This is a genomic window from Thermosynechococcus sp. (assembly GCF_025999095.1).
In the GTDB taxonomy this organism is placed as follows: Bacteria; Cyanobacteriota; Cyanobacteriia; order Thermosynechococcales; family Thermosynechococcaceae; genus Thermosynechococcus.
Genome location: NZ_AP024678.1, coordinates 42,355 through 58,766, shown reverse-complemented (window position 1 = coordinate 58,766; position 16,412 = coordinate 42,355). Strand labels below are relative to the sequence as shown.

Here is a 16,412-nt window from a genome sequence, read left to right as displayed (position 1 = left end):
TGCTCTTAGAGTCCTTTGGGAAACGTTCTGTTCCACCGGCGGCCTATGGTTAGAGGATCTGCTCAATCATGGACTGGGCTTGGGCAGCATAACTACCGCCGAAGAGGTTAAAGTGATTAAGGATGTGGTACAGGTTGTAGATGGTTTTCCGTTGCGCATAGCCCGCTGTTAGGGGATAGGTGGCGTTATAGCCCTCATAAAAGGCAGCCGGAAAGCCACCAAAAAGTTCACTCATGGCCAAATCTACTTCGCGATCGCCATAATAACTGGCGGGGTCAAAAATCACTGGTTCCCCCGTGGGACAAAAGGCAACATTGCCCGACCAAAGATCGCCATGCACCAAAGTAGGGGTTGGCTCATGGTTTAGGAGTTCTGGAATCACTGCGAGGAGCTGCTCCGCCTTGGGAAAGTATCCACCCCGGCGCTGCGCCAGATCAAACTGATAACGCAGCCGCGCATCGCGGAAAAAGGTGCCCCAATCCTCTGACCAAGGGTTCATTTGAGGGGTAGCACCAATGGTGTTATTTTCTGACCAGCCGTAGCGATCGCCACTGCCCTGGAGGTGCAACTGTGCCAGCTCTACCCCCATCTGCCACCAATCCCCAGCATTGGTGAGGGGCAAGTATTCCAAAACTAAAAAACTGGCGTCCTCAACCACTCCCCAGAGCAGGGGAAGGGGAACGCGAATCGCTTGAACCTTGGCGATCGCCCTTAGGGCATTGGCTTCGGCAGCAAACATAGCCTGCCGTTCGGGGCGATTAAATTTAACAAAGAGGGTTTGCTCCGGATGTTGCCACACATAGGTGGTGTTGATACTGCCGCCCCCCACCGCAACGGCTTTACCCCCATGGAGCCGCCGACCCGTCGCTGCGGCAAATTGCTCCCACAACTGTTGCCAGCGACTCACACCCTCAACCCTTAGTCGTCGTAAATGCGGCACTCAGCAGCATCCGGGTTGTCATCACAGTACTGCTGGAAGGAGGTTTTGTGATCTTGCTGCTCAGCGCGTTGGTGGGCAGCTTCCGCTTGCAGTTCCTCTAGGGCATCCCAAGCGGCGGCACACTGTCCAGAGGTTGCCCCTTCGGTGTCACAGATTTTGTGGGCTTCCTCGCGGGCTTGTTCGATTTGTTTCTCGAGATTACTCATAGAGCCTTTATTGAATCACCGTATTCAGTTTATGCAATCTGCCCAAGGGCAGGAATGCCGTTACTCCACTCTAGCAATGAATGCCCTGAACTGCCAGTTGGCGAAGGCGCATCCCTACCCCTAACCCCTAGAGGGTATTGTCGGCAACTGTTTTTTCACTGAGGAGGTGGGGGGCAGATTGGGTGAGTTGGGCATAGAGGGGCAGATGGTGCTGCGCCACAGCAGGCAGAGCGGCATGGACGTGGCTGGCGATCGCCGTCGTCGTCACATCGTAGGTTTGGGTAGCCACCTTGGGATACATCCCCACGGCAATAATCGGCACCAGGAGGGATAGGGCAATGAAGGTTTCACGCGGATTGATGTCCAAAAGCAGCTTGTCAAACATATCCCCCGCTTGTTTGCCCGTAAAGACCCGGCGCACCATCGAGAGCAGATAGACGGGCGTAATAATCACCCCCACGGCAGCGAGGAATATCACCCCCACTTTGAAGGTTGTCGAGTAGGCATCACTGTTGGTCAAGCCCAAAAAGACAGTGAGTTCACTAATAAAACCGCTCATACCGGGCAGCGCTAATGAGGCCATAGAGCCAGCGGTAAAGAGGGCAAAGGTTTTGGGCATAGATTGGGCAATACCGCTCATTTTTTCCATCGCCAATGTGTGGGTGCGATCGTAGGTCACCCCGCCCAAGAAGAAGAGAACCGCCGCAATCAAACCGTGGGAGAGCATTTGCAGCATCGCCCCATTGAGGCCAATGCCATTGAGGGCACCAATGCCTAGCAGCACAAAGCCCATGTGGGAAATGGAGGAGTAAGCCAGCCGCCGCTTCAGGTTTTCTTGGCCAAAGGCGGTCAGGGCACCATAGACGATATTCACGACCCCCAGGGCAATCAGGACAGGGGCGAAGTAAATGTGAGCATCCGGGAGCATTTGCAGGTTGAAGCGAATGAGACCATAGCCCCCCATTTTCAGGAGCACGCCCGCTAGCACCATTGAGACTGGAGCCGAAGCTTCACCATGGGCATCGGGTAACCAAGTGTGCAGTGGAAAAATGGGCAGCTTGACACCAAAGGCAATGAGGAAGCCAGCGTAGGCAAGGAGTTCAAGGGCCAAGGGGTAGTTCTTGAGCCCTAGAGCCGCCATGTCGAGGGTAAAGTCACCGCCATAAAAGGCCATCCCTAGGCCGGCAATGAGGATAAAGAGGGAACCAACGGCAGTGTAGAGGATAAATTTTGTAGCGGCGTATTGGCGTTTGGCACCTCCCCAGATCGAAATCAGCAGATAGACGGGCACCAGCTCCAATTCCCAAATCAGGAAGAAGAGGATGAGATCTTGGGCAGCAAAGACGCCAATTTGGGCACTGTAGAGCGCCAACATCAAGAAATAAAATAAGCGCGGCTTCTGCTTGACTGGCCAAGCCGCAAAGATGGCCAGTGTGTTTACCAGACCCGTCAGCAAAATCAGGGGGACCGCCAGGCCATCAACCGCTAGGGACCAGTTCAGGCCGATTTGCGGCAGCCAGGGCACGATTTCCACCATTTGGAACTGGGCGGATTGGGCATTGTAGTGCTGCCAGAAAACCATTGCCGAAAGGCCAAATTCAAGGAGTGCGATCGCTAGGGCATACCAGCGGACTGTCTTCCCCTCACGGTCGGGCAACACGGGAATGAAAAAGGCTGCCACTAAAGGCAGCAGTGTCAGTACAGTCAGCCAAGGAAATTGGACATTCATCAGACAACCCCCCAAGGGACGAGTCCAGTAATCTGTTCAAGTATCTGAGTAAGAATATATACCTATTTGCGGAATGTTGCAAATTGTTAAGCATTTTTCTAAATTATAAATTTTGTGACAGTGCTATTTATAAAAATCTATTTAATAAAGAGTTAATATTGATCAAAATAAAGTTACGATGGGGGTTGGCGGCCTTAACGTTCCCCATATGGTGCCTAACCCTTGGCTACGGCGGTGCAGTTCGCGGTGCAGTTCTATAACAAAGGGCGAGGTGTAACGGCAAAACAGAATGCTACAGTTTGTTCTAAACATCATGGTGTCTGCGGGTTGGGTCTGATGATTTTCTTAGAAGCAAGTGTTTTTGTCACTATCCTGGTTGGGTTTCTAGGAATGATTGTCAAGAAAAACCTGCTGATGAAGATTGTAACGATGGATGTCATGGGCACTGGAATAGTGGCTTTGTTTGTGGTCATTGCCACCCACAGTGGTCTGGTCACGCCCATTGCCCGTGGAGGTGTCTTTGATACTGCCTATGCGGATCCGGTGCCCCAAGCCGTAATTTTGACCGCCATCGTGATTGGCCTGTCGATTCAAACGCTGATGCTAGTAGCGGCAATGAAGCTGGCGCGGGATAACCCGACTTTAGAAACTCCAGAAATTGATCAAAAGTATTTGTAGGAAGTGCCAATGACGGAGCTGGCGATCGCTTGGATTTTGTTGCCCTTCGTGGCCGGCTTAACCCTTTATCTGCTGCCCCCCTTAGCGCGGGGTCTGACGCTGGCGATCGCCCTTGTTTCCCTCGGTGTCGGCTTAGGGATCAGCATCAACCAAGTCAACACTGCCTTTGTTCTTCTCGATAGCTTTGGCATTTCCCTGAGCATTGACCCCCTTAGTGGCTACTTTATTGTCACCAATGCCCTCGTCATTTTGGCAGCCCTGTTCCATACATGGCAGGAGAGCCACAAGGCGTTCTTTTATGTGCTGCTGTGTCTACTCCACGGTTGTGCCAACACTGTCTTTATTGCAGCGGATTTCCTCAGTCTTTACGTGAATATTGAGGTGCTGGGGATTGTCGTCTTTTTGTTGATTGCCTATCCCCGCCGCGATCGCTCCCTCTGGATTGGCCTGCGCTACCTGATGGTGAGCAATGTGGCCATGCTCTTTTATTTAATGGGGGTAGCTCTGGTTTATCAGACAAACCATACCTTTGCCTTTCGTGCCCTGATGCCAGCACCGCCAGAGGCCGTGGCTCTGATTTTGATGGGATTGTTGGCAAAGGGCGCCATTTTCATTAGTGGGCTTTGGTTGCCCCAAACTAACGTCGTTGCTGCGCCTATTGTTGCTGCTCTCCTAGCCGGTATTGTCGAAAATACTGGGGTTTTTAGCCTTGTTCGCGTCAGTCTGCTTTATAGCAACATTGCCGATATTGTGCGGCTTTTTGCTGTTGCCTCAATCTTTTTTGGCTCAATATTTGCCTTGGTGGCCGATGATGTACGACGGCTGCTCAGCTTTAGTACCCTTGGCCAACTAGGATGGATAGTCATAGCCCCGCCAGCGGCGGGTTTGTATGCCCTCATGCACGGCTTGGCAAAGGCCAGTCTTTTTTTAAGTGTGGGGGAACTGCGCCACCATCGTCTGAGTGAATTACGCCAAGAGGGTTTGCCGCGCCCAGTGGCGATCGCCCTGATTACTGCCGGTTATGGCATTGTCGGTGTGCCCTTCCTGGCTGGCTTCCCCGCTAAGGCCTTGACATTGAGTTACCTTGACCCGTGGCACCAAGGACTGCTCTATGGTGCTGGCTTGTTGTCCGCCACAATTTACAGCAAATTCCTCTTTTTGCCTCGCTATCCTAGCAAGACCCCTATAGGCTATGGCGCCGCCACAGTGGTGCTCCTGGGTGGGCTATTTCTGGCCAATGCGGGGTACATGGAAGCCTACAGTAGTGGCATGAGCTTGGTACGCGCCCTTTTGCTGCCCTTGGTGGGGTGTGCTCTGGTGGCCTTGGGGGTCTCTCGCTGGGAATCGTCTTGGCGAGGGGCCTGGGAACGTCTAGAGCATCTTCTAGGGGTGATGCTGTTGCTGTTACTTGGCTTGGTGGGGTTAGCCCTATGAATTATTTGAACTTTGCCCTGCGCCTGACGATTTGGCTGCTACTGACGGCAGACTTTGGTCTGGTCAATCTGGTGATTGGTATTCTGGTTTCCCTCCTGCTGCCCCAAGGGCGGGGGGGTGGGGCCACACTGCGACAGTGGCTCAGTACCCTAGGAAAAGTGGCGATGGCTGTTCCTCGGGCCTACCTTGAGGCAATCCAAATGATAGTGCGCCCCCATCGCCATGAAGCGATCCTCCGTGAACCCGTTGATCCTACCCGTGCCCCCGGTCTGATTTTTCTGGATATTTTTACGATTACCTTCACCCCCAAGACGATCGTACTGCACTACGACGAGGAGGGCTGGTTTGAAGTGCATCAACTTGTGGAGCGCCGACCCGAAAAATGACAGCCTTTTTAGTCATCATGCTGCTGATTCTGGGCATTCCCCTCTATGCTGCTTGGCAAGGGGAGCACATCTGGTCGAAGATGTTGGCCTTTGCCAGTATTGCCACAAAGGCGGCGATTATGATTTTGCTAGTGTCGGTGCAGCGGGATGATTGGATGATTGGCATTGTGGGCGTCATCATTCTCAGTGTGGGTAATGGTGCCCTGATGCTCCTCGCCCAGATTCTGCGGCGACTACGGGATGTAGCCAATCTTTAGGGAGGGGGCCAGTGATTTTACAGTGGATCAGTTATACCTGTATTAGTTTTGGTCTGTTTCTTTGGCTGTGGGGAACTTGGCCGCTGCTGAGCCGGCGATCGCCCCTCTATAAACTGCATTTTTTGTCAGTCTCCGATACCTTGGGTTCGATGGCGATCATGATCGGGGTGTTGCTGCGCATTCCCCGCGAATGGCCTCTTCTGGTCTTGGCACTGATCTCCCTTGCCCTTTGGAATACCATTCTCAGCTACGTTTTAGCCTACTGTTCCCAAGGAGAGGACACCGATGGATAGCTGGCTCATTGCTGTCACTGCCCTCTTGCCCCTAACAGCTCTCATGTTGGTGTTTCAGGCGAATCCCTACCATGCTCTTGTGATTCGCGGCATTATTGGTGCTGTGGCTGCCCTTCTCTATGCCATTCTCGGCGCTGCCGATGTGGCGCTAACTGAATCCCTCGTGGGAACAATGCTCTCAATTATGCTCTATGCGGTTGCAGTCCGCTCTTCCTTGGTGCTGCGATTGGGCATCTTAGCTTCGTCCCTGTCCACCGATAGTTTAGATCACTTATTGAAAGCCATTCGTGACGCCCTTGCCCCCTATCATTTGCGTGTTGAATTAATCATTTATCCCACGTTTGAGCAACTCCAAATAGCGCTCCGCGATCGCGAGATTCACGCTCTTTGTGCTGAGGAGAAGGCACAACTGCTAACAATGACTCGTGTACCGCGCCTCTACACCATCCTCAAGCCCCACCTCACCACTCTCACAGAACTCGTGTATTACCCCTTGCCCAGTGAAGAGGACTCAGCCGCATGATTTGGCTTTATGGAGTTGCGGCGCTACTGCTGCTGCTTAAAATTTTGACGATTCCCACCATTCCAGCGATACCAGCTATCGGGATTGTTGAGACTCTAGTCACAGAGAGCGCAATTCCCAATGCAGTCACAGCCATCATTTTGCGCAATCGTCTGTACGACACCATTTTTGAAGTGGTGGTCTTCACCCTTGCCATTATGGGGGCACAGTATCTGCTCAGTAATGAAAAACCCCTTGGCCATGTTAGCCGCTTCAATGATCAACCTTCGATTGTTTTAGCAAGATTTGGCGCTACCATTTGCTCCCTTGTGTGTATTGAGTTAGCCTTGCGGGGACACCTGAGTCCGGGGGGTGGATTTGCCGCTGGTGTTGCTGGTGGGACGGCGATCGGTCTTGTGGCCATTACCTCAGCCCCAGAGTGGTTAGAGCACATTTATCGTCGCTTTCATGCCGCCACATGGGAAAAAATCTCCGTGATTGTTTTCATTGTCTGCGGTGCCAGCCTGTTGATGGGGGTGGCATTGCCTGCGGGACGGTTTGGCACACTCCTCAGTGGTGGCTGGATTCCTTGGCTGAATATCCTCATTGCCCTGAAAGTAGCCTTGGGGTCCTGGGCGGCGGTGCTGACCTTTATTCGCTATCGCGGCCTGCTCTAATTTCGTCAACGTCCATGCCAGGGGTGGCGATCGCCAGATAATATCAGACCCTGTTGTGTATCCCCCTTGCCCGCGAGCCAAAAAGTACAACCTTGCTTACCGTTGGATAGCGGCAAATCACCGCCAGAATCATTTCAAGGGTTTGCTCTTGTATTGATCTATTCCTGAGTGAACGATTGATTTCTTCTTCTCGCCAGCCCCTGTTGCAATGTCAGCATTACGCTTTTCATATCCCCTTGCAAAAGGGCAGGCAAATTTAGCCAGAGGCCGGCAAACTCTTGACTGCGAAGCACTCCCTCGCGATCGGGCTGCTGCTGAACATAGCTGCCTTGCTCTCGGTGATACCAGTAGAAGGCCTGTTCTGAGACCACCCACACCAGATATTCCTTGACGCCAAAATGGCAATAGAGGTCCTTCTTATCGTGGAGATCGTAGGCAGCACTGCTAGAGGCAATTTCAATTACCAGTTCTGGTGCCCCTTCGATGTAGTCATCGGCACTAATGCGCGACTGTCCCCCCGCTGATTCTTCAAGGCGCAAGATAATGTCGGGCTGTACTTGATTCCTGTCATCGAGTCTGACTGTGGCATTATCAGCCATCAACAGATGGGGTATGGCGATGCAATAATTGCCTGCCCAGACCATCATTTGACTATGGGGCACACCATGCAGGCGGTAGCGTACAGGCGAGGCCACAAACACTACTCCGTTAATCAGTTCAGCCTTCTTAATGTGGGGAGAGCGCCCGTACCGGTATTCAAATTCTTCGCGGGTTAGGCGATCGCCACTTTCAAGGGAAATAACATTGACTAATGGGGTCATGCCGTAGCCTCCAAGGGCAACGCTCGATTTATTGTGATTGTTATTGTAATTGCCGCTGCAAGACTTCAGCCAACCGTTGGCATTCAGGGGAAGCTAAGCCCTGTTGCAATGTCAGCATTACGCTTTTCATATCCCTTTGCAAAAGGGCAGGCAAATTTAGCCAGAGGCCGGCAAACTCTTGACTGCGAAGTACTCCCTCGCGATCGGGCTGCTGCTGAACATAGCTGCCTTGCTCTCGGTGATACCAGTAGAAGGCCTGTTCTGAGACCACCCACACCAGATATTCCTTGACGCCAAAATGGCAATAGAGGTCCTTCTTATCGTGGAGATCGTAGGCAGCACTGCTAGAGGCAATTTCAATTACCAGTTCTGGTGCCCCTTCGATGTAGTCATCGGCACTAATGCGCGACTGTCCCCCCGCTGATTCTTCAAGGCGTAACAGCACATCGGGTTGGACTTCGTTTTGGTGATCAAGCCGTACTGTTGCGTTATCGCAGACCGTCAAGCCACTGAATTCAATGCTGTAGTGAAAGAGCCAGCCAAGAATATTGCTGTGGGGCTGGGCGTGGTTTCTAGCCCGAATGGGTGAGGCCACAAACACTACTCCGTTAATCAGTTCAGCCTTCTTAATGTGGGGACAGCGCCCGTAGCGGTATTCAAATTCTTCGCGGGTTAGGCGATCGCCACTTTCAAGGGGGAGGAGATGAGCTACCATTTTGCGCAACAGTCTGTGATAGCACCCAGCACCTTTATTCTAGGTGGGTATTCTAGGCGTGAGCCAAACGCTGAACGCCAAATGTGAATCAATTAGGCCGCAGGTAATCCCAACACCCCACCGGTGCCCGCAACAACGGTGCCAATCGGCCAACTTTCAATCCCCCACTGAGCAAAGCACGTCTGCGCCGCTGCCACTGCCGATGGGGGCAAAACAACAGTGTAGCCAATACCCATATTGAAGGTGTTAAAGAGTTCACCCAAGCTGACTTCTCCCATCTTCCCCAGCCAGTGAAACAGAGGCGGAATTGGCCAAGCTTGGGGATCCAGTTGTGCCGATCGCCCTTCGCCCAAACAGCGGGGTAAATTTTCAGGCAACCCACCGCCGGTGATATGGGCCATGCCGTGGATGGGAATTCCTTGGCTTAGGGCAGCGCGGATGGGCTGAACGTAAATACGGGTGGGTTCTAGACATAATTCGCCAAGGGGAGTAGAGTTAAGGGGAGTGTCCTGCCAACTGAGCTGGCGATCGCTGAGAATTTTGCGCACCAAACTAAAGCCATTACTGTGCAACCCAGAGCTGGCCAAGCCAAGCACCACATCGCCCACCTGCACCTGGGAACCATCGAGGACTTGATCTTGCTCCACCACACCGACACAAAAGCCCGCTAGATCATAAACGCCTTCGGCATAAAAACCTGGCATTTCAGCGGTTTCGCCTCCCAAAAGGGCGCAACCTGCCGCTTCGCACCCTTGGGCAATACCCGCCACCACAGCGGTCATCATCTCTGGTGCCAGGCGGCCACAGGCAATGTAGTCCAAGAAAAACAGGGGTTCAGCGCCACAGGTGAGGACATCGTTGACACACATGGCCACCAGATCAATGCCGACGGTATCGTGGCGATCGAGGGCTTGAGCCAGTTTTAGCTTGGTGCCCACCCCATCAGTTCCTGAGACCAAAAGGGGTTGACGATAGCCCTGGGGGATTTGACACAGACCGGCAAACCCCCCCAGTCGTCCCACCACTTCAGGGCGTCGCGTTCGCTGCACCAAGGGGCGGATCTGCTCAACAAAAGCGCGGCCCGCGGCCACATCGACACCGGCACTGCGATAGTCCATCAATGCTGCTCCTGTAGTTGGGGATAGTTGGCCTTGAGATACTCCAGTAGGCCTTCACAGGCATCGGTGAGCAGATCCAACACCTTCTCAAACCCTTGACGACCGCCGTAGTAGGGGTCGGGCACTTCCTTCGCGTCGTGGTGACGGCAAAAATCACATATCAGCCGCACTTTATCGCGGTATTGCCCCGCGGGATCAAGGCGGAAAATATCGTAGTAATTTTCCCGATCCATCGCCAAAATCAGATCAAATTCCTCAAAGTCGGCAGCATGAAATTGCCGGGCGCGATGGTTGAGGTGCAGGCCCCGTTGCCGTGCCGTCATGACCATTCGGGCATCCGGTGGATCGCCCACGTGGAAGTTGCTGGTGCCAGCGGAATCGCACTGAATCTCATGCTCTAAACCTGCCTTTTTGACCAAATCCTTCATCATCCCTTCGGCCGCCGGGGAGCGACAGATATTACCAAGGCAAACAAAAAGAAGACGAATGGGCATAGCGCGTTTCCTAGGAGGCGGGAATCAGCGTACGAATGAGATCAGCAACTTGCTGACTGCTGTTGGACATCGCCAATTGGCGGGCATTCTCGGCCATGACTTGTAATTTTTGCGGCTGCCCTAGCCATTCTAAAATGATCTGTCCAAGGCGATCGCTCGTCAATGCCGATTGGGGAATCATCTCAGCCGCTCCGGCCCTAACCAAGACTTCGGCATTCACCGTTTGGTGATCCTCAGCGGCATAGGGATAGGGAATTAACAGAGCTGGGGTTGCCGTCAGCGTGAGTTCTGCTAAGGCACTGGCGCCAGCTCGGCTAATCGCAATATCAGCGCGATGGAGTAAAGGTCCCATGGGTTCAAAAAAGGGAAAGACGAGGTAGTGGGGATGCTGAACAGTGTGAACATCGAGATCATTGTTGCCCGTGAGATGCACGACCCAAGCCCCGGCCTCGAGCCAGCGGTGAACAGTTGCCCGTACAAGGCGATTGATGGCCACTGCCCCCTGGCTGCCCCCCATCACGAGAATCACGGGGACATTCTTAGGAATCGGTAACTCGAGGGGGCCGGGGTTGAGAATATCTTGGCGAACCGGTGTGCCGGTGATGCGGAGATTGAGCTTCTTAGACTTAAGGTAAGCCAAGCTGGCGGGGGTGCCCAGGGCTACTACCGTACACCAAGGAGCCAGCCAGCGGGTGACTTTGCCCGGTAGGGCGTTGGATTCATGGAGGATGGCCACGCGTCCCAAGCTGCGGGCGGCTAGAATGGCAGGGGCAGCAATGTATCCCCCTGTGGTAAACACCCCCTGAAAGCCTCCCTGCTTGAGTAGCTGACGGGTTTGCCAAAAGGCCCCCCAAAATTGCCAGAGGGGGCGCAACTTAGCCCAGGGTGTTTTGCTCTGTAGTCCACTCAAGTTCACCCTATGTAGGGGGTAATGGGGTGCAATAAGCTGATTTTCGAGCCGATCGCGCACCCCCAACCAATGGATCTCATATTCAGGTAACTCCTCAGCCACCGCCAGTGCCGGAAACAGATGTCCCCCAGTGCCACTGGCTGCAATCAGTAGTTTCCTTTGCCCAAGCATTAGACATTCCAGCCCAAGGTGGTCATGAGCTTATCCACAAAATTGGTATAGACAATACCACTGCGGAACTCCGGTGTGTCCATCACCTGTTGATGAAAGGGAATGGTGGTGGGCACCCCCGTAATTGCACATTCCCGTAGGGCACGCTTCATACGGGCAATGGCGGCGGGGCGATCGCTCCCCCACACAACTAGCTTGCCAATGAGGGAATCATAGTAGGGGGGGATTTCATAGTCAGTATAGACATGGGAATCCATGCGTACCCCCGGCCCTCCAGGGGGCAAATAGCCACTAATGCGACCCGGATGGGGACGGAAATTACGCTCTGGATCTTCGGCATTGATGCGGCACTCAATGGCGTGTCCCTGCAACTGAACCTGCTCTTGGGTCAAGCTGAGGGGTTCCCCCTGAGCAATGCGAATTTGCTCCGCAATCAGATCGAGGCCCGTAATCATTTCCGTGACGGTGTGCTCCACCTGAATGCGGGTATTCATCTCCATAAAGTAAAAGTTGTTTTGGCTGTCAAGGAGAAATTCAATCGTGCCAGCACCAACATAGTTAATGGCTTTGGCAGCGGTGACAGCGGCTTCCCCCATCTTGGCACGCAGTTCTGGGGTGAGGGCGGGGCTAGGGGCCTCCTCAAGGAGCTTTTGGTGACGCCGTTGTACGGAGCAATCGCGCTCCCCTAGGTGAATGACATTGCCATAGCTATCCGCGAGAATTTGGAATTCAATGTGGCGGGGATTTTCAATAAATCGCTCCAGATAGACACCGGCATTGCCAAAGGCAGCTTCTGCTTCCCCCTGGGCAGCACTTAAGGAGCGCCCCAGCTCCTCCTCAGAACGCACCAAGCGCATGCCCCGACCCCCTCCCCCAGCCGTGGCTTTGATCATCAGGGGATAGCCAATTTGACGGGCGATCGCCCGCGCCGTTTCCTCATCCTGCACCAGTCCATCACTGCCGGGAATCGTCGGCACCCCCACCCGTTGCATTGTTACTTTGGCCGTGGATTTATCCCCCATGGCCCGCATGGCGGCAGGGCTGGGCCCAATAAATGTAATTTTGTGATCGGCGCAGATCTCCGCAAAGCGGGCATTTTCCGCCAAAAAGCCGTAGCCGGGGTGAATCGCTGAGACATGGCGGGTGAGGGCAGCAGCAATAATGTTAGGAATATTGAGATAGCTGCGGCTACTGGGGGCTTCGCCAATGCACACCGCCTCATCGGCCAATTGCACGTGCAGCGCATGGCGATCCACCGTGGAATAGACAGCAACCGTGGCAATGCCCAGTTCCTCGCAGGTACGCAGAATCCGTAGGGCAATTTCGCCACGATTAGCAATCAAAATCTTCGTAAAGGCCATGGCGCTCAACGGTAGGGGAAGCGATCCCTAATGCTACCATGCCAGCTGAACGCTTCCGAAAAGCCGACCCTAATTGCATTGGTGCCACTGGCAAAAACAAGTTAGGATCAGCAGGGTTTTGTTTGGGAGCGCACTATGGCTGCTGTGTCACCCACAATGGCATTGACCGTTACGAAAACCAGCAATTGGACGATTGAGGACAGCGAGCAACTCTACCGCATTCAGGGGTGGGGCGAACCCTATTTTGGCATTAATGCCGCCGGTCATGTCACCGTCTCACCGAAGGGCGATCGCGGTGGCTCCCTAGATCTCTATGAACTGGTGCAAGCACTCCAGCAGCGCAACATTGGTTTACCGCTCCTTTTGCGCTTCTCTGATATTCTCGAAGACCGCATTGAGCGACTGAATGCCTGCTTTGCCCGAGCCATTGCCCGCTATGGCTATCAGGGCGCCTACAAGGGGGTCTTTCCCATCAAGTGCAATCAACAGCGCCACATCGTTGAAGCCCTCGTGCGCTTTGGTCAGTCCCATCAGTTTGGTCTAGAGGCGGGCTCGAAACCGGAATTGTTGATTGCCTTGGCCATGCTCAACACTCCAGGGGCATTACTGATTTGCAATGGCTATAAGGATCGCAGCTATATTGAAACGGCTATGCTGGCGCGTCGTCTTGGTCATACCCCAATTATTGTTCTCGAGCAACCGGAGGAAGTCACAGCAGTCATTGAAGTGAGTCAGGCCTTGGGCATTGAGCCGATTGTGGGCGTGCGGGCAAAACTGAGCACCCAAGGGGTAGGACGTTGGGGCACCTCCGCTGGCGATCGCGCCAAGTTTGGTCTGACGGTGCCAGAGATTTTAGCGGCAGTCGAGCAACTGCGAGAAGTAGGGATGCTCAATTCCCTGCAACTCTTGCACTTTCACATTGGCTCGCAAATCTCTGCCATTAGCGTCATCAAGGATGCGATTCGCGAGGCGGGGCAGATTTACGGTGAACTGGTACGCCTGGGTGCCAATATGCAGTACTTGGATGTAGGCGGCGGCTTGGGGGTGGACTACGACGGCTCCAAAACCAATTTCCATGCCTCAAAAAACTACAGTATGCAAAACTATGCCAGTGACGTCGTGGCTGGGATTAAGGACGCCTGTCGGCAGCGGGGCATTCCCGATCCGATCCTCATTAGTGAGAGTGGTCGTGCCATTGCCTCCCATCAATCGGTGTTAATTTTCAATGTCTTGGGGGTCAGCGAAGTGCCCAAAATGACCCCCGAACCCGCCACTGAAGAGGAGCACCTCATTATCCGCAACCTCTACGACACGTACCAAACAATTGATGAGAACAACTACCAAGAGGCCTACAACGACGCCCTGCAATTTAAGGGGGAAGCCATCAGTCTCTTTAACTTTGGCTATTTGAGTTTGCCGGAGCGGGCCCGGGCAGAAAGTCTCTTTTGGGCCTGTTGTGCCAAGATCCTCGGCATTGCTCGCCAGCAGGAGTATGTGCCCGACGATCTCGAAGACCTTGAGAAAATCATGGCTTCGATTTACTACATCAATCTATCGGTGTTTCAGTCGGTGCCCGATAGCTGGGCGATCGATCAACTGTTTCCGATTATGCCGATCCACCGTCTTGACGAAGAACCCACGGAACGGGGCATCCTTGCGGATCTCACCTGCGACAGCGACGGCAAAATTGACCAGTTCATTGATCTGCGGGATGTGAAATCAGTCTTGGAACTGCATCCCTTGCGCCCGGGTGAACCCTACTACCTGGGTCTTTTTCTCAACGGTGCCTATCAAGAAATTATGGGCAATCTCCACAATCTTTTTGGGGATACCAATGCCGTCCATATTCGTCTAACCCCCAAAGGCTACGAAATTGAGCACTTGGTGCGGGGCGATACAATGCAAGAAGTCCTAGGCTATGTGCAGTACCAAGGGGATGCTCTGCTGGAAAAAATTCGCTGTCGCACGGAGGCGGCGCTAGCAGAAGAACAAATTACCTTGGCCGAGGCGCAGCACTTGCTAGAAAACTATGAGCGGAGTCTGCGCAGCTACACCTACCTATGCTCCTAGGGAACACCATGCTGGGAACTTTTCAGTCAAGTCATTTGCGCATTGACGTGCCCGCCACCACAGACCAACTGCGGGAGCATTTGACGCAGCCGGCCAAGCTACGGCAGTGGTTGTGGCCCCTACAGCTCCAGATGACAGGCGATCGCCTGCAGGTGGGGGATACCTTCACCAGTGAATTCCTGTGGTTAAAACTGGAACATCGCGTGGAACTACTCACAGCAGAGCGACTGGTCCTGGTGCTGCGGCAGGCCATTGAAGGTTGGCAGGAGTGGTCTTGGGGGGAGGGCTGGGTACAGTCCTGTATTGAGGGCGTAACGCCGCTGCCCTTGGAGTTGGGGCAGACTGTCCTCCTGTGGCGGCTGAAATCAGTGCTCAGTGAAACAGTATCAAGCTGAGGGTGGCAGAACCTTGAAGCGATCGCGCCAATTGGGATGGAGCTTATTCTTGAGTGCCCTGCTTCTCAGTAGTTGTGAGGGCAGTGGGCTACAAAATTGGTTTGCTGCCGATCCCAATGCCGACCAATGGGCAAGCCAATCCCCGACAGCACTACCCTCTGCGGCAGCTCCAGCAACACTGCCAGAAAATTTGCGGTTTCCCAATGCCACCTTCCTAAGCACTCAACCGCAGCCGGAAGCCCCTCAAACCACAGTAACCCGCTGGCAAGTAGCAGCGCCGGCGATCGCCATCCAGCAATTCTATAGTCAGCAATTTCAACAGTCGGGCTGGCAACTGGTGGAGCAACAGGTGGCCGATAAGACAATCACCCTCAAGGGGCGCAGCTCTGAGCTAGAGGTGAGCGTTACCATCAACACGGTGCCAGAAAATAACCTGACAATGTTCACCGTGGCTTACACACCCGTCAAGAGCACCACGGCCACAGGGACTCCCCAACCCAACCCCAACGCCCCCCAAGTCTTTACCGATCTCGACCAGGCCCCCGCTCCCCTCCAACCCGCCATTCGCGATTTAGCCGAACTGGGGGTACTTAGCACGACGGGCGATCGCCTGCAACCCAATACCCCTATCCGTCGTGGCCAGTTTGTGCGCTGGTTAGTCACGACCTACAACCGCTTTTATGCCGATCGCCCCGCCCGGCAAATCCGCCTCGGCAACCGCAATGACACACCCATTTTCCAAGATGTCCCCCGTGACCATCCCGACTTTCCCTATATTCAAGGACTGGCGATGGCAGGATTTTTGCCCAGTTCCCTCACTGGCGATACCAGTGCTCTCTTTCGTCCTGAGGCTCCCCTCACCCGTGAAACCCTATTGCAGTGGAAAGTCCCCCTCGATCAACAGGGGCGGCTGAGTCCCAGCACGATTGATCGCATTCAGCAAACCTGGGGGTTCAAGGACAGTCAACGGATTGCTCCCACCGCCATCAATGCCGTGGCCGCTGACTACCTCGCGGGGGATCTCTCGAACATTCGCCGCGTGTGGGGAGAAACGCTCTTGCTTCAGCCCCAAAAACCCGTCACCCATGCTGAAGCCGCAGCAGCTCTGTGGTATATCGGCAACGGTACCGAGGGACTCTCAGCAGCAATGGTCAAGCAGGCGCCGCCCTCCCCCTCCTAGAACCTTGCTAGATTAGAAATCCGAGTGAATTGTCACGATTTACTGAGTCACGATTTACTGAACGGATTGTTGCCT

At 53.9% G+C, this 16,412-nt stretch carries 19 protein-coding genes; 10 read left to right on the top strand and 9 right to left on the bottom strand.

Annotated features, from left to right (window positions below):
- Nucleotides 1-49: 49 nt before the first annotated feature.
- The 3 genes from Q0W94_RS00320 to Q0W94_RS00310 form a co-directional block, all read right to left on the bottom strand.
- Nucleotides 50-907: a fructosamine kinase family protein gene (locus Q0W94_RS00320; RefSeq protein ID WP_297759729.1), complete on the bottom strand. Its 858-nt coding sequence runs from the start codon at nt 905-907 to the stop codon at nt 50-52.
- Nucleotides 908-918: 11 nt separating this feature from the next.
- Nucleotides 919-1,146 carry a Calvin cycle protein CP12 gene (locus Q0W94_RS00315; RefSeq protein WP_011057657.1) on the bottom strand — a complete coding sequence of 76 codons (228 nt, stop codon included), beginning with the start codon at nt 1,144-1,146 and terminating at the stop codon, nt 919-921.
- 127 nt (nt 1,147-1,273) lie between these two features.
- On the bottom strand, nt 1,274-2,875 hold the full coding sequence (locus tag Q0W94_RS00310) for an NAD(P)H-quinone oxidoreductase subunit 4 (protein WP_297759727.1): 1,602 nt from the start codon (nt 2,873-2,875) through the stop codon (nt 1,274-1,276).
- 336 nt (nt 2,876-3,211) lie between these two features.
- Between Q0W94_RS00310 and Q0W94_RS00305 the strand changes: the two genes are divergently transcribed.
- The 7 genes from Q0W94_RS00305 to Q0W94_RS00275 are packed head-to-tail and all read left to right on the top strand — an operon-like array spanning nt 3,212 to nt 7,102.
- Complete coding sequence (locus tag Q0W94_RS00305) at nt 3,212-3,553, top strand: cation:proton antiporter subunit C (RefSeq protein ID WP_297759725.1); 342 nt, start codon at nt 3,212-3,214, stop codon at nt 3,551-3,553.
- Nucleotides 3,554-3,562: 9 nt separating this feature from the next.
- Nucleotides 3,563-4,987 carry a cation:proton antiporter gene (locus Q0W94_RS00300; protein ID WP_297759722.1) on the top strand — a complete coding sequence of 475 codons (1,425 nt, stop codon included), beginning with the start codon at nt 3,563-3,565 and terminating at the stop codon, nt 4,985-4,987.
- Nucleotides 4,984-5,373 (top strand): Na+/H+ antiporter subunit E, encoded by a 390-nt coding sequence (locus Q0W94_RS00295; protein WP_297759720.1) that lies wholly within the window; start codon nt 4,984-4,986, stop codon nt 5,371-5,373. The genes Q0W94_RS00300 and Q0W94_RS00295 overlap by 4 nt, the downstream gene beginning before the upstream one ends.
- On the top strand, nt 5,370-5,630 hold the full coding sequence (locus tag Q0W94_RS00290) for a hypothetical protein (protein ID WP_297759718.1): 261 nt from the start codon (nt 5,370-5,372) through the stop codon (nt 5,628-5,630). Before Q0W94_RS00295 ends, Q0W94_RS00290 begins: the two co-directional genes overlap by 4 nt.
- Nucleotides 5,631-5,644: 14 nt before the next feature.
- Nucleotides 5,645-5,923 (top strand): monovalent cation/H(+) antiporter subunit G, encoded by a 279-nt coding sequence (locus Q0W94_RS00285; protein WP_315863134.1) that lies wholly within the window; start codon nt 5,645-5,647, stop codon nt 5,921-5,923.
- Nucleotides 5,916-6,446 carry a DUF4040 domain-containing protein gene (locus Q0W94_RS00280; protein ID WP_297759715.1) on the top strand — a complete coding sequence of 177 codons (531 nt, stop codon included), beginning with the start codon at nt 5,916-5,918 and terminating at the stop codon, nt 6,444-6,446. Before Q0W94_RS00285 ends, Q0W94_RS00280 begins: the two co-directional genes overlap by 8 nt.
- The gene (locus Q0W94_RS00275) at nt 6,443-7,102 is read left to right on the top strand and encodes a Na(+)/H(+) antiporter subunit B (protein WP_297759713.1); all 660 of its coding nucleotides are present in this window, start codon (nt 6,443-6,445) and stop codon (nt 7,100-7,102) included. Before Q0W94_RS00280 ends, Q0W94_RS00275 begins: the two co-directional genes overlap by 4 nt.
- 158 nt (nt 7,103-7,260) lie before the next feature.
- Here the strand turns inward: Q0W94_RS00275 and Q0W94_RS00270 are convergent, their stop codons facing one another.
- The 6 genes from Q0W94_RS00270 to accC all read right to left on the bottom strand — a co-directional run bounded on the left by Q0W94_RS00270 (nt 7,261) and on the right by accC (nt 12,692).
- Nucleotides 7,261-7,923, bottom strand: a complete 663-nt coding sequence (locus Q0W94_RS00270) for a Uma2 family endonuclease (protein WP_297759711.1) — start codon at nt 7,921-7,923, stop codon at nt 7,261-7,263.
- A 40-nt stretch (nt 7,924-7,963) separates the two neighbouring features.
- On the bottom strand, nt 7,964-8,638 hold the full coding sequence (locus Q0W94_RS00265; RefSeq protein WP_297759709.1) for a Uma2 family endonuclease: 675 nt from the start codon (nt 8,636-8,638) through the stop codon (nt 7,964-7,966).
- Between the two features lie 92 nt (nt 8,639-8,730).
- Nucleotides 8,731-9,756, bottom strand: coding sequence for a phosphoribosylformylglycinamidine cyclo-ligase (purM, locus tag Q0W94_RS00260; RefSeq protein WP_297759707.1), 1,026 nt, complete (start codon nt 9,754-9,756; stop codon nt 8,731-8,733).
- Nucleotides 9,756-10,250: a low molecular weight protein-tyrosine-phosphatase gene (locus Q0W94_RS00255; protein WP_297759705.1), complete on the bottom strand. Its 495-nt coding sequence runs from the start codon at nt 10,248-10,250 to the stop codon at nt 9,756-9,758. The genes purM and Q0W94_RS00255 overlap by 1 nt, the downstream gene beginning before the upstream one ends.
- 10 nt (nt 10,251-10,260) lie before the next feature.
- A complete protein-coding gene (gene murG, locus Q0W94_RS00250; RefSeq protein WP_297759703.1) occupies nt 10,261-11,331 on the bottom strand; it encodes an undecaprenyldiphospho-muramoylpentapeptide beta-N-acetylglucosaminyltransferase in 1,071 nt (356 codons plus the stop codon).
- On the bottom strand, nt 11,331-12,692 hold the full coding sequence (gene accC, locus Q0W94_RS00245) for an acetyl-CoA carboxylase biotin carboxylase subunit (RefSeq protein WP_297759701.1): 1,362 nt from the start codon (nt 12,690-12,692) through the stop codon (nt 11,331-11,333). Before accC ends, murG begins: the two co-directional genes overlap by 1 nt.
- A gap of 156 nt (nt 12,693-12,848) precedes the next feature.
- Here accC and speA point away from each other — a divergent pair, with 156 nt between their 5' ends.
- From speA to Q0W94_RS00230, 3 genes are read left to right on the top strand one after another with little or no spacing between them, the layout of a single operon-like run.
- Nucleotides 12,849-14,762 carry a biosynthetic arginine decarboxylase gene (speA, locus tag Q0W94_RS00240; protein WP_297762443.1) on the top strand — a complete coding sequence of 638 codons (1,914 nt, stop codon included), beginning with the start codon at nt 12,849-12,851 and terminating at the stop codon, nt 14,760-14,762.
- An 8-nt stretch (nt 14,763-14,770) separates the two neighbouring features.
- Entirely contained in the window at nt 14,771-15,157 is a 387-nt protein-coding gene (locus tag Q0W94_RS00235) for a hypothetical protein (RefSeq protein ID WP_297759699.1), read from the top strand.
- Complete coding sequence (locus Q0W94_RS00230) at nt 15,138-16,337, top strand: S-layer homology domain-containing protein (protein ID WP_297759698.1); 1,200 nt, start codon at nt 15,138-15,140, stop codon at nt 16,335-16,337. Before Q0W94_RS00235 ends, Q0W94_RS00230 begins: the two co-directional genes overlap by 20 nt.
- The last annotated feature ends 75 nt before the right edge of the window (nt 16,338-16,412 follow it).